The organism is Paenibacillus sp. FSL K6-1558 (genome assembly GCF_038002565.1).
In the GTDB taxonomy this organism is placed as follows: Bacteria; Bacillota; Bacilli; order Paenibacillales; family Paenibacillaceae; genus Paenibacillus; species Paenibacillus polysaccharolyticus.
The window spans coordinates 6,048,652-6,060,979 of the sequence record NZ_JBBOCV010000001.1; the positions used below are offsets into that span (position 1 = coordinate 6,048,652).

13 protein-coding genes are annotated in these 12,328 nt (G+C 45.7%); 9 read left to right on the forward strand and 4 right to left on the reverse strand.

Annotation, left to right across the window (positions count from 1 at the left end; all coding sequences use genetic code 11):
• The first annotated feature begins 19 nt into the window (after positions 1-19).
• Positions 20-1,105, forward strand: coding sequence for a DUF294 nucleotidyltransferase-like domain-containing protein (locus MHI38_RS26320; protein ID WP_373323209.1), 1,086 nt, complete (start codon positions 20-22; stop codon positions 1,103-1,105).
• Positions 1,102-1,839, forward strand: a complete 738-nt coding sequence (locus MHI38_RS26325) for an exonuclease domain-containing protein (protein ID WP_308722074.1) — start codon at positions 1,102-1,104, stop codon at positions 1,837-1,839. The genes MHI38_RS26320 and MHI38_RS26325 overlap by 4 nt, the downstream gene beginning before the upstream one ends.
• On the opposite strand, the gene MHI38_RS26330 is transcribed toward MHI38_RS26325, so the two are convergent.
• Entirely contained in the window at positions 1,825-2,331 is a 507-nt protein-coding gene (locus tag MHI38_RS26330; protein ID WP_090924738.1) for a Mov34/MPN/PAD-1 family protein, read from the reverse strand. The two genes, MHI38_RS26325 and MHI38_RS26330, sit on opposite strands and share 15 nt — an antisense overlap.
• A gap of 167 nt (positions 2,332-2,498) precedes the next feature.
• On the opposite strand from MHI38_RS26330, the gene MHI38_RS26335 reads away from it, so the two are divergent.
• Positions 2,499-3,050: a TlpA disulfide reductase family protein gene (locus tag MHI38_RS26335; RefSeq protein ID WP_090924739.1), complete on the forward strand. Its 552-nt coding sequence runs from the start codon at positions 2,499-2,501 to the stop codon at positions 3,048-3,050.
• Between the two features lie 129 nt (positions 3,051-3,179).
• On the opposite strand, the gene cimA is transcribed toward MHI38_RS26335, so the two are convergent.
• Positions 3,180-4,799, reverse strand: a complete 1,620-nt coding sequence (gene cimA / locus MHI38_RS26340) for a citramalate synthase (protein ID WP_341181860.1) — start codon at positions 4,797-4,799, stop codon at positions 3,180-3,182.
• 476 nt (positions 4,800-5,275) lie between these two features.
• Between cimA and MHI38_RS26345 the strand changes: the two genes are divergently transcribed.
• The 3 genes from MHI38_RS26345 (at position 5,276) to MHI38_RS26355 (ending at position 8,530) form a co-directional block, all read left to right on the forward strand.
• A complete protein-coding gene (locus MHI38_RS26345; RefSeq protein WP_341181957.1) occupies positions 5,276-6,553 on the forward strand; it encodes a DNA polymerase IV in 1,278 nt (425 codons plus the stop codon).
• A gap of 120 nt (positions 6,554-6,673) precedes the next feature.
• Positions 6,674-6,916, forward strand: coding sequence for a ferredoxin (locus tag MHI38_RS26350; protein ID WP_090924741.1), 243 nt, complete (start codon positions 6,674-6,676; stop codon positions 6,914-6,916).
• A gap of 225 nt (positions 6,917-7,141) precedes the next feature.
• Entirely contained in the window at positions 7,142-8,530 is a 1,389-nt protein-coding gene (locus MHI38_RS26355) for a L,D-transpeptidase (protein ID WP_261769171.1), read from the forward strand.
• Positions 8,531-8,616: 86 nt separating this feature from the next.
• On the opposite strand, the gene MHI38_RS26360 is transcribed toward MHI38_RS26355, so the two are convergent.
• Entirely contained in the window at positions 8,617-8,754 is a 138-nt protein-coding gene (locus MHI38_RS26360; protein ID WP_167375854.1) for a hypothetical protein, read from the reverse strand.
• Positions 8,755-9,008: 254 nt separating this feature from the next.
• Between MHI38_RS26360 and MHI38_RS26365 the strand changes: the two genes are divergently transcribed.
• The 3 genes from MHI38_RS26365 (at position 9,009) to MHI38_RS26375 (ending at position 11,564) form a co-directional block, all read left to right on the forward strand.
• Positions 9,009-10,106: a quinone-dependent dihydroorotate dehydrogenase gene (locus MHI38_RS26365; RefSeq protein ID WP_154886558.1), complete on the forward strand. Its 1,098-nt coding sequence runs from the start codon at positions 9,009-9,011 to the stop codon at positions 10,104-10,106.
• A gap of 134 nt (positions 10,107-10,240) precedes the next feature.
• Entirely contained in the window at positions 10,241-11,056 is an 816-nt protein-coding gene (locus tag MHI38_RS26370) for a GTP pyrophosphokinase (protein ID WP_090924744.1), read from the forward strand.
• The gene (locus MHI38_RS26375) at positions 11,043-11,564 is read left to right on the forward strand and encodes a DUF309 domain-containing protein (protein WP_154886556.1); all 522 of its coding nucleotides are present in this window, start codon (positions 11,043-11,045) and stop codon (positions 11,562-11,564) included. The genes MHI38_RS26370 and MHI38_RS26375 overlap by 14 nt, the downstream gene beginning before the upstream one ends.
• A 99-nt stretch (positions 11,565-11,663) precedes the next feature.
• Here the strand turns inward: MHI38_RS26375 and MHI38_RS26380 are convergent, their stop codons facing one another.
• A complete protein-coding gene (locus MHI38_RS26380) occupies positions 11,664-12,212 on the reverse strand; it encodes a thioredoxin family protein (RefSeq protein WP_090924746.1) in 549 nt (182 codons plus the stop codon).
• Positions 12,213-12,328 lie beyond the last annotated feature (116 nt).

The window sequence follows — 12,328 nt, forward strand, 5'->3', positions numbered from 1 at the left end:
TTCAAGGAGGCTGGATATGATGGAACCTATCTCAATAACAAACCTTTCCTGGTCTTATCGAGGGATCGATGGTGCAACTTCTGCACATGAACTGCGCCAGGCACGTGTTATTTTGCAGAGAGAACTCCAGAAATCAATGTCCGCTTCCTTGTCGCTGGTCGAATGGTACGAGATGGTAAATGAACTGCATGACCGCATTGCACGGAAAGCAGTAGAGTTATGCATTCAGGGGATGGTAGAGGAGGGCTTCGGCCAGCCTCCCGTCCCCTATGCCTTTATCGTATTTGGAAGCTCCGGCAGGGAAGAAGCGACATTATGGAGTGATCAGGATAATGGCATGATTATCAGTGATGCTCCGCATGCAACAAAAGAAGAATATTTCAAGGAACTGGGAAACCGTATTGCGGATTTATTGGAAGAGCTGGGTTATGCCAAATGCGAGGGCAAGGTGATGTGCTCGGAATCTCTTTGGCGGAAAACGCTGGCGGATTGGCAAAAGCAATTATTCGAATGGAGTTCCGACTTAAACTGGGAACCGGTGCGTAACCTGATCATCGCTTCTGATATGCGTTTTATTGCAGGGGAACCTAATTTGGCAGAGGCTTGGCTTACGAGCTTTTATGAACAGTTTCGCCGGGTTCCACAGCTCTCTGATGCGGTATTACGTAATACGGTAAAACATAAGGCGACATTAAATATAATGGGTCGTGTCGTTACAGAGCGATTTGGTGAACATGCGGGCGGCTTTGATGTCAAATATGGCGTTTATATCCCGCTGGTCAACAGTGCTAGATTTTTGGCTTTGCAGCATGGGATTCAGGAATCATCAACATTAAAACGTATGGAGAGGCTGACTTCGCTTGAGGCCATTCCTTTTCAGTTAACGGACACATGCCAGCGTGCATTTACGTCTGCTTTGAAGCTACGTCGAAACACGCCGGTTGTTATACGTGAGGATTTACAGCAGAGCAGTGGTTTTCTGGATGAGAAACAGATGAAGCAGAAGCAAATTCATTATGAACTGAGGGAGACACTGGGATTGGTCAAGCGAGTGCATCGTGCTTTGCAAAGACAGTTGCGTTTTGCAGAAAGGAGACGTCCATGAGAGAGCCGGCAAGGGGCAGTACAGGGTTTTGGAATTCGCTGCGTCAGGGAGGGGTTCCTTCCGCCATCGCTTCCATTATGGGAGCCCCTACGGCGCAACATATGGCATTTATCCGTTCCATGATGAGGGAGCAACGTAGACCTGAAGTGTTGCATACGCCTCTGGGCGAACTGGATGCTGTTGTATTTGATCTGGAAACAACAGGTTTTTCCCCCCAGCATGGAGATGAAATTTTGTCCTTTGGTGCAGTGCGTCTTCGAGGTGGCGTTGTGTTGGAAGAGGAACAGTTCTATACGCTGGTCCAGTCAAAAACAGCAGTGCCGAAGCATATTACCGAACTCACCGGGATTACGCAACAGATGACAGAGAAGGCGCCTACACTGCTTCAAGGATTGCATGATTTCATGTCCTTTGTGGGTGGGAACGTACTGGTAGCTCACGCGAGTGCGCATGACCGGGCTTTTCTCAATGCAGCGTTGTGGCGAACCTCCAAAGTTAGGTTGACTCATCGTTTAATTGATACGATGATGCTCGCCCGCTGGCTTGAACCTTCGAGACCCGGATATGGGCTTGATGAACTGCTTGAATCTAGAGGCATTCCAATCTATGGACGGCACCATGCGCTTGAAGATGCTAAAATGACGGCGCAGTTATGGTCTTGTTATCTTGAGGATATGCAACGCAAAAATATAGAGACCTTGGGTGACCTTTACACCAAATTAAGTCATGCGTAACGTTAATGGTATTAAGCTGTAGGGGTATAGTTGAAACGAAGCCTCACCACGTGGCTGTGCTTCATTCGATATAATTTGATAAGCGTTCAGGAGCATAGATGATCTGGAGTTCTCTGAAGCTGAAACCGAAAGATCGGGTGCACCAATCAGATATGTGTGCATCATTCCCGCGAAGTTCGGGAGGGCTTGCAGGTCCTCTTGCGAAGGAATCGGCAATGAACACGGATGGGTGTGGAAAATGCCAACGATCGTAACATCAGAGAAAAAACATTGAATCCATTCCGATTGATCCAGCGAGAAGTGATGCAGCGGGTCAGGCGCTACGTTACGAATGGGCTGAAACCGACTGATTCGTATGCCGCCCGCTGCGGATTCACCCAGCACAACCCCGCAGGCTTCTTGCGGCAGCGAAAGATGCATGTGCCTGGACATTTCTCGTTCCACCGAGCGAGGAAGGGTTAAGGTATTTTGCTGCCCGTGAAGTGCTGCCATTTGTATTCACCCCTCTCTCTTTTGGCTCCTGCTTCATGCAGGAGTCCTTTTTTATTTTATTTTATTCGGTGCCGATTGTAAAATTTTAAGGGAAAAGGGTACAATATGAGAAAGGATTGATGTAATTCCATTGGATACACATTGAATGAACAAGAGGGTGGCGAGTAATGAAACGTAACATATACATACTGCTCGGAGCTGTCCTACTTATTGGTATAGCTCTTGCTCAGAATACGGATAGTGGTATTGCCGCAGTTTTTAAACAGGAACAGCCTATGCCAACGGAGACGGGGCCGAAGGCAGGGTTACTGGCACCGCCATTTTCGCTGACTGGACTCGATGGCAAGACGTATAGCGTAGGCGGGGCGAAAGAGAAAGCAACCTTTGTCAGTTTCTGGGCGTCATGGTGTGACCCTTGTAAACAAGAAGCACCTGAACTGAACCATCTGGCTGAAAAATACCAAGATAAGCTGGATCTTTACGGTGTAAATGTTACTTCATACGATAAATTGAAGGATGCCAAAGCGTTTGTGGACGAGTACAAGTTAACATTCCCGATCCCGCTTGATGAAAAGGGAACCGTCTATGCTCAGTATAATGGCGTTGCATTTCCAACGAACGTTCTTATTGACTCCCGGGGCGTAATCCAGGAGATCGTTCTTGGCATCCTCCCAGAAAAAGAGTTGGAGAAAAAAATTAAAAAGCTGATCGCAAACTAAAAGAAAAGATTTTTTGCTTATCGTTTTGCATTGAAAAAGCTTCTGTCACCATCGTTAATGGTGACAGAAGCTTTGTTTATTTTCCGGGAAATAAGAAGCAGGATCATGTGTAGTGTTTGATTTAGACTTCTAGTGATTGATTAGACCTGGGGTTGGCATCGAAAAGGATTCCGGCTCATCCGAGATATTTTCCTGGAGTAGAGCATACCGGAAGCTGTGTACGAGCGCTTCCCAGCTGGCTTCGATGACGTTCTCGGATACGCCGACCGTGTTCCAAGTATTCTCAGTGTTCTTGGATTCGATCAATACACGAACTTTGGCGGCGGTCGCATCCTTTTCATCCAGTACACGAACTTTGTAGTCCGACAGGTGCATATGAGCAAGAGAAGGGAAGTACTGCACAAGAGCTTTCCGAAGTGCATTATCCAGTGCGTTGACCGGGCCGTTTCCTTCTGCTGCGGTATACACACTTGTTCCGGCAACATTCAGTTTGACAAAAGCTTCGGATACCACGGATTTGCCTGCCGTTTTCTCCACAAGCATTTTGAACGATTCAAAGGTGAAAAGTTCTTTCATATCTCCGTTCGCTTCACGAATCAACAATTCCAGTGATGCATCAGCGCCTTCGAATTGATAACCTTGATGCTCCAGGTCTTTGATTTTTTCGATGATTTGACGGGAGTTCGGGCTGCTTGGATCAAATTCCAATCCCATTTCTTGTGCTTTGGACACAATGTTGCTCTGTCCAGCCAGTTCGGAGACAAGCACACGTTGCTTGTTGCCAACAAGTTCAGGCACGATATGCTCATAGGTTCGGGAATCCCGCAAGATGGCAGACACATGGATCCCACCTTTATGAGCAAATGCGGCATTACCCACATAAGGCTGGTTGATTGGCATATTCACATTCGCAATCTCGCTGATATAACGAGCAACATTCGTGAGTTGTTTCATGGAATCCTCAGAGACACATTCGTAACCCAGTTTGAGCTGCAAGTTCGGGATAATGGAAGCGAGGTTAGCGTTACCGCAGCGCTCTCCATAACCGTTCATTGTGCCTTGAACCTGTCGAGCCCCTGCTTGTACAGCACTAAGCGTGTTTGCAACCGCAAGCTCACAATCATTATGGGTATGGATACCAAGATGTGCTTGCGGCAACATCCGGTGCAGGGTGGATACGATCTCGTGAACTTCGTGAGGCATCGTTCCTCCATTAGTATCACACATGACGAGCCAGTCCGCCCCGGCTTCGTGGGCTTTGGTCATGACAGCTTGTGCATAATCCGGGTTGTTTTTAAATCCATCAAAGAAATGCTCGGCATCAAAGATCACTTCCATGCCATTTTGTTTCAAATACGCGATGGAATCATAGATCATCGACAGATTTTCTTCAAGCGTAGTCTGCAAGGCGGTATGCACATGGAAGTCCCATGATTTTCCGACCAGGGTTGCGGCCTGTGCCCCGGATTGAATCATACGTTTCAGATTGGTGTCTTCGCTGGCGATGCTACCTTTGCGGCGAGTGCTTCCAAATGCAACAACTTTGGCGTTCAGCTTCAATTCCTTGACTCTTTTGAAAAACTCAATGTCTTTGGTATTGCTACCGGGAATTCCGCCTTCAATATAGTGAGCACCCAGGTCATCCAGCTTTTTGGCAATTTTGAGTTTGTCATCTGCTGATAAGCTGACACCCTCTCCTTGTGTGCCGTCGCGTAATGTTGTATCGAAGATGGAAATGGCCTTTGACATGAAGATCCTCCTTAAGGTAAAGCGCTTTTTTATAAGTTTTGATGGTATGGTTGAAAAAAGGCAAGAACGTTAATGGATAAATCCTTCGATGTAGCAACGCTACACTGTGTTAAACTGGTTAGATGGATTTGTCCCAAACTCGTGAATTTGTATAATTAATTATTATAGCATCATTATAGCCAAATGCTACATAGAATTCGCAGGTTGACGTAAACAATTTTGATTTAATTGTGAAAAAGGGTCCGGGGTATCAAAAGGCGACCTATGTTATAATTTTAACAACGAAAGGTAGGGAGTAATAGTGACCATACTATGGGAGAATGTAGTTGTTACAGTAGTACTTCTGATTGTGATTGGTCTGGTTGTGAGGGCCGTATTCAAGAAACAAAAATAGACCTGGATGAAAATAAAGCGTACTCCCGGCCGGGAGGAGAGAAAGGGTGGGGGGCGTGAAGTCTTCAGACAACAATCCTCCAATGAGTGTAAGCGAGTATTATCCAGCGGCTGGCAGAGTGATTCTGCATGTCGACATGAACGCCTTTTATTGCTCAGTACATGAAGCAGAAGAGCCGGAGTTATATAGAGGAAAAGCGACTGCTGTTGCGGGTAGCAGCGAGTTGCGTAAGGGTGTTATTGTCACTTGTTCTTATACAGCCCGAAGCAGAGGGATTTCAACCGGCATGGTTGTGCAACAGGCGATGAAAAAATGTCCTGATCTGATTGTCATTCGACCGGATTTCCACCTGTATCGTCAATACTCCAGAGCGTTTATGCAGATTGCGTATAGTTATACGCCTTTGCTGGAAGCAACCTCAATTGATGAGTGTTATCTGGATATTACGGGTTCGAAACAATTCGGTACACCTATTGAAATCGCTGAACAGATTCAGCAGAGAATCATGGAGGAACTTGGCCTGCCCTGTTCCATTGGGATTGCGCCGAACAAGCTGCTTGCCAAAATGGCTTCGGATCTGAAAAAACCGAACGGCATATCGATTTTGCGAATGAGGGACGTGCCGCGCATTTTATGGCATAGACCATGTAACGAGATGTTTGGTATCGGGAAAAAGACGGCCGAGAAGCTTAAAAAGCTGGGCATTGATACGATCGGCCAACTGGCTAAGTCGGACGAAAAAATGCTGATAGACCTGTTTGGTGTAAATGGAACTTGGCTCAAAAATTCGGCTAATGGCATTCATCACTCGCCTGTCGTTGCGGAGCGGGAAGCGAATAAATCGATTGGGCATACAACAACACTGCCAGCCGATGTCTCTGAAATGGGGGATATCCACCGCGTGTTTCTCAACATCAGTGATCAGGTAGCCCGAAGATTACGCAAACACGAAATGCTCAGTCAAGGCATACAGATCACGATTCGTACACCTGATATGAAAACGATCACGAGGTCCCGCATGATGGATATACCTACAGAGGACGCGGCAGTCATCTATCGTGAGGCCTGTAAGCTTTTTGCAAAACACTGGGGAAATGGAAAACCTGTACGAATGCTTGGCATCACGTTGCAGACATTGATTCCGCGAGAAGAGTCGGCTGTACAGATGGATTTGTTTGAATATGAACAAAAGCCGAAAAAGGAAAGTTTAATTCGAATTATGGATCAGCTCCGGGATAAATTCGGTGAGAATGCGGTAGTGACTGCAGGGATGCTGGGGGATGACCCTTCCGTATTGCTTCGTAATCACAAAGTAAGGGGAACGTCACTGCAAAAAGATAACTTGCAAAGTTTCGACTAAACAGGGATAATATAAAGTTGTGGTTGTTGCAATTTGATTTGTAATTATTCAAACTTTGGTTTAATATGTTTTTAGATAAAAACACGGTTCGTGGTGAACTCTAGGAGGAGAGATTGTACAATGAGTAAATATACTTGGGTTGAAAAAGACACATGTATTGCATGTGGCGCTTGCGGAGCAACAGCTCCAGATATCTATGATTATGATGATGAAGGTTTGGCAGAAGTGATCTTTGATGGCGATGCTAACAAAGGAATCAAGGCCATCCCTGATGATTTGTTCGATGATATGCAGGATGCATGCGATGGTTGCCCTACAGACTCCATTAAAGTAGCGGACGAGCCTTTTAATAAAGAAGGTTAAGTTTTTTTATTTCATGTACATCAAAGCACATTTTTTGTCGCAGAGACAGGAGGTGTGCTTTTTTATATGTTAAATTCAAATGGTTAGTACCAAGTACTGAAGTCCTATGCATATTTTGACGCTGGATGCCGATATATAACTCTATAAGCTTAAGCCGGAATAATGGAGGATTAGATGCAAAATACGGATCTAAGGTCATATGTCAAGAAACATCCAGATAATAAAATGGCATGGTATTTGTTAGGCAAAGAGTACCTTGGCGAAGGACAGGAAGGAAAGGCCAATTATTGTTTTCAGCAAGCGGGCGAAGTGTATGAAGCTTTCGAGCGGAGTAAAGCTCCTGCTGACATATGGATGGACTATCAGGATAAGTTAGTAGAGATGTCTGAGCTTAAGGAGAAAAAGAAACGCAGACGCAAAATGTGGCTGACTCTGTTAATGGTACTACTTTTGGCGGGTTTACCGCCTGCAGATGCCCCTGGTGCCCAGAAAGGGGCGACGGATGCCCTGTCTGAAGCCTTGGAGTCAGAGGACGACACACCTCCTGCAGAGCTTGCTAAAGAGCAACAAGGAGTGAGTCCAACGTCCACAGAGCAGAGCAATGTATTCACAGCGGCCGGATTTGGCAATGGAAATGATGGAGGGGATGCTCTTGCTGCTGCCTGGTCCGGATCAGGTGCCGGAATGAATACGACGGCTGTTCTCGGAATGCAGACATCAGAGAAATGGTCTGTCTGGAAGCGGGATATGCCAGTCAAATACATTATGCAGACCAATGAAAAAGGCAAGCTCACGGCCCAGAGTTATGATGCAGAACAATGTAACTGTGAACCGCCTAAAGTATCCTCTAAGATCAAACGTATGGCCTCCGCGTGGACAGCTAAACAGGAGACAGCCGCAGCGTTGTCAAGTGCAATCCTTTCATATCATAAACAACACAAAGCCTGGCCAAAGACTGTCACAGCACTGGCCCAGCCGTTTCCTAACAATATTTTGGGAGAAACTTCAGCTGAAATGAGTGAGATGTTTCCACAGCTGTTAGCCACTCATCAAGCCAAGGCTCAAGAGGCAAGTTCTAACGGTAACGGGAAACAACAGGCTACCGCATCATCCAAGAAGACAAAGGCACCGTTTGCTGATACGTTAGGGGGACAGCCATTTTTTGAAGAGCCGCTTGAGATTGTGATCGACAAGAGTAACCACAGGTTGGCACTCATCAGCGGAGATACGATCATTCGGATGTATGAAGTGGGTCTGGGCGGAGAGCGGACGCCTGAGGGTTCTTATGTCATTACGGATAAAGTGGTTAACCCGAATGGCCACTCTAATGGGGAGTTCGGGACTCGAGGCATGCAGCTCTCGAATACGAATTATGCCATCCACGGGACTAATGAGCCTGATAGCATCGGCCTTGATGAGTCCCTTGGATGTGTGAGGATGAGCAAAGCGGATGTGGAAGAGTTGTTCGCTCTTGCTCCACAAGGAACTCCGGTGCGCATTGGTAAAAATCTGCTCCCAGAGCTAACATCTGTGCCAAAAGCCGAACAGCGGTATAAGTACAAACTTGTTCCTCAGCAGAACAATCCAAACAAAACATATCACTGGCTAAATTGACCCTGCAGTTCTCTGATATAATCGTAAAGTTCCCTTTAAGCTCAGAGATTACTATATGTAAGTTCGGTTAGTCGATGCTGATTCAACTACATATTGGCAATAATAAGCAAAGCACCAATGATAACGATCAAACCGCCAACGCTGGCTGCTGTCCATATGATGGCTTTGCGATTGACCTCTTCTTTTTTTTGTTGCAATGCAGGTGGTTTACGTTTCTGAGCCATGGCTTTTTTCCTCCTTCATAGGTATCGAAATGGTCTAGAGTAACTATGCTTTCATTGTAAAGAATTCAGCCTGCTATTTCCAGTGGGTAGGTCGATTTCTTATGCTTAGATCATCTGATTTGAAATTTGTTTGTCTATGCGTAAATGACTTTCTTTTTGAAGGAGAAACGGCTAGACTTGTGTGTAGAGTTTTTTTACATATAAGAGACGGAGAGCGGCCATATGGCGTACCGAACCAGAACGGAGTGAGTGATTTGTTATACAAAAGTCTTGCTAAACCTTTATTGTTTAAAATGGACCCTGAACAGGCCCATCATCTGATTATTGGTGGCCTAAGCGGTGTGGGTAGTGTCCGTCCAGTTCCATCCGGACTACGTGTCATGTACGGCGTGCGTGAAACCCCGGATCTGGCGGTGGACATGTTCGGTTGTCATTTTCCTACACCGGTTGGTCTAGCCGCAGGTCTGGATAAAAACGGACAGGCTGTTACCGGTTTCTCTTCGATTGGGTTCGGATTTATGGAGGTTGGAACGGTGACACCGCTCGCACAGTCTGGCAATGATCAACCCCGCCTATTCCGTTTACCGCCAGATGAAGCGCTGGTGAACCGGATGGGCTTCAACAATCTCGGTGCAGAAGCGATGGCGGGTGAACTTGCGCGTCTTCAAGAGCGTCGTATCCCTGTAGCGGTCAATATTGGAAAAAATAAAGTCACTCCAAATGAGGAAGCTCATCTGGATTATGCGAAATGTATACAAGCGTTATATACTTATGCAGATTTGTTTGTGGTCAATATCAGTTCACCAAATACACCGGATTTGCGTAATCTGCAACATGGGAATGAATTGAAAGAACTGCTGGCTGCAGTAATGGAAGAGATGAATCGCCAACAGGCTAAGGTTGGTGGAGCAGCCAAATCCGTACTTGTCAAAATAGCTCCTGACGTGAATGAGCAAGAACTCGAATATATGGTTGGTACGATTGCGGCGAGTGGGGTGTCGGGTATCATTGCGACGAATACAACGATTAGTCGCGAAGGTCTCTCGCATCAGCACGCGAAGGAAACGGGCGGGCTCAGTGGAAAGCCGCTACGTGAACGTTCAACAGAAATCATTCGTCAGGTATACAGACAGACTGAAGGCAAGCTCCCCATCATCGGCTCCGGTGGCATTTTTACCAGTGAGGATGCTTATGAGAAAATTAAAGCCGGAGCAAGCCTGGTAGAAATCTATACTGCGTTAATCTATGAAGGACCAGAAGTAAACCGTAAAATCCATGCTGGATTGCGCGAATTACTGCGTAAGGACGGATATCATCATATTTCAGAGGCGGTTGGTGCAGACCACCGTTAAAGAGCGATATACCCCCAGAACACGGAATAATAGAAGCGTGGGAGAGTGTAGAATGGATCGGGACTCTTCCCCCCGGCAAACATCATGTATAATGGATAAGAACAGGGGATGCTATAGAGACAGGAGGCTTAACGATGGACGGTAGAGACTGGGGTACATTTTTACTTCCTTATGAACAAGCGGTAGAGGAATTGAAGGTCAAATTCAAAACGATGCGGGCCGAATTGAAGAAACGGGAAGAATATGCCCCGATAGAATTCGTTACGGGCCGTGTTAAAAAAATCTCCAGTATTCTGGAAAAATCAAGACGTCTGAATGTGGCACTGGATGATGTGGAGACGGGGATAGAGGATATTGCGGGTATTCGGATTATGTGTCAATTCGTGGATGATATTAGGCGTGTTGCCGAGTACATCAGAGCACGGAAAGATTTAACCGTATTGATTGAAAAAGATTATATAACCAACTTCAAAGAAAGTGGTTATCGCAGTTTTCATATGATCATTGAGTATCCTGTACAGACGGCCTTGGGGCAGAAAAAAGTGCTTGCCGAAATTCAGATTCGGACACTTGCCATGAATTTTTGGGCAACGATTGAACATTCTTTGAGCTATAAATACCGGGAAAGTCTGCCGGAAGACATGCGAGCGAGACTTAAGAAAACAGCAGAGGCCGCTTTCGTCCTCGATAATGAGATGTCAGCGATCCGTCTGCAGATTCTGGAAGCGCAGAAGGCTTTCGAGGATGATTCCAATATTGTGTCAAGAACGCTCAGTATCATTCAACAGCTTTATTTCTATCATCTGGTTCATGAGGCAATTGAAGCACAGAGACGATTCAATGACTGCTGGGAACGGAATGATATGGAGGGGCTCAAAGTGCTGCTGGATGATGTGAAGGAACTTCTGAACAACGCCAGAAAGGGCGAAAATCCAGATGAGCAGTTATGAACCGCTCTACATTGATTATCTGATTTATTTTAATCGGGATCGGGATTATTTCGAGTGTCATGAGGTGCTTGAAGAATTGTGGTTGGAAAGAGATCGAGACCCGCTATACAAAGGCCTGCTGCAAATCGCGGTGGGACTGTATCACTATAGAAATCGTAATTTTCGCGGTGGACGAATGATGCTGCAAAGTTCTCTCGAACTGCTGGAATCGTATCCTGACAGTATTCTCGGTATCCATCTGGGCGATTTGAAAGCTGACGTTCACAGAATTGTAAACGAGTTACAAGATCATGATTCTGAAAAACTGGAGTATCGTGATCTGTCTATCCTTATTGAGGATAAGGCACTTGTACAGCATATACAGAAAAGGTCGCTGGAGCTGAAACCTAATGTTCCGCAGCGGCGAAGTCCAACCCGGGGACGAATTTACGAAGAGAAAATGAAGGCACTACAGCAGACGGAGTTACAAGAGCACGACGAGAACGCTAATCATCAAGCAAATAATTAGGGTCCTACATCCTATGTTTGTATAACAAGACACCCCGACGACTCCTTTACAGGAATGATCGGGGTGTTTTTGAATTTAATTTTACCAAAGTTCATTGAACTAGCTTTTACTTGGAGTTGCACTGCCTTTATACTTATCAAAAAATTGCTTGTAGTCGTCCAGAGTATAACCGTTGTCGCTTCCGTTCTCTTTCAAACCGCCAACCATGCGGTCTTTCTCAACGCCATCTTGGTAATAAACGAGAGTAGGTGTGAATTCAATGTTGTAATCTGTCCAGCCGGATTCGAACTCGCGCAGGTTAAACTGTGGAAGCTTAATTCCTTCACTGTCTACCAGCGGCATCAATTGTGGTGTCGTTGCACGGCAGTGTGAGCAGTCGGAAGCAAAGAAATAAACAAAGAAGCTATCTTTGTTATCAATTCTGGTTTTCAGATCAGCCGGCAGAATGATTTGTTGATAGTTAGGATCTTTGAGCAACTCTCTTGTAGCCGGATTAAGCTTGGAAGCTGCAATGCCATAAGCGTTTTCTACAGTATCCATCTGTTTCTTGGATTGTTGGTTCACGAGAACCAGCGCAGCAATCATGACGACTAGTATGCCGAGGAAGATAAGGATTGTAGCGCTTTTCTTTTTCTTCTTGGAATTCATTGTTCATCCCCCATTTTTCATATCGAGATAAAATTTGCAACAAAAATGCAGGCTGGGATAATATGCATAAACAACCGAATTTTTGCTGATAAAACAATCTATTAGCATTATACTAC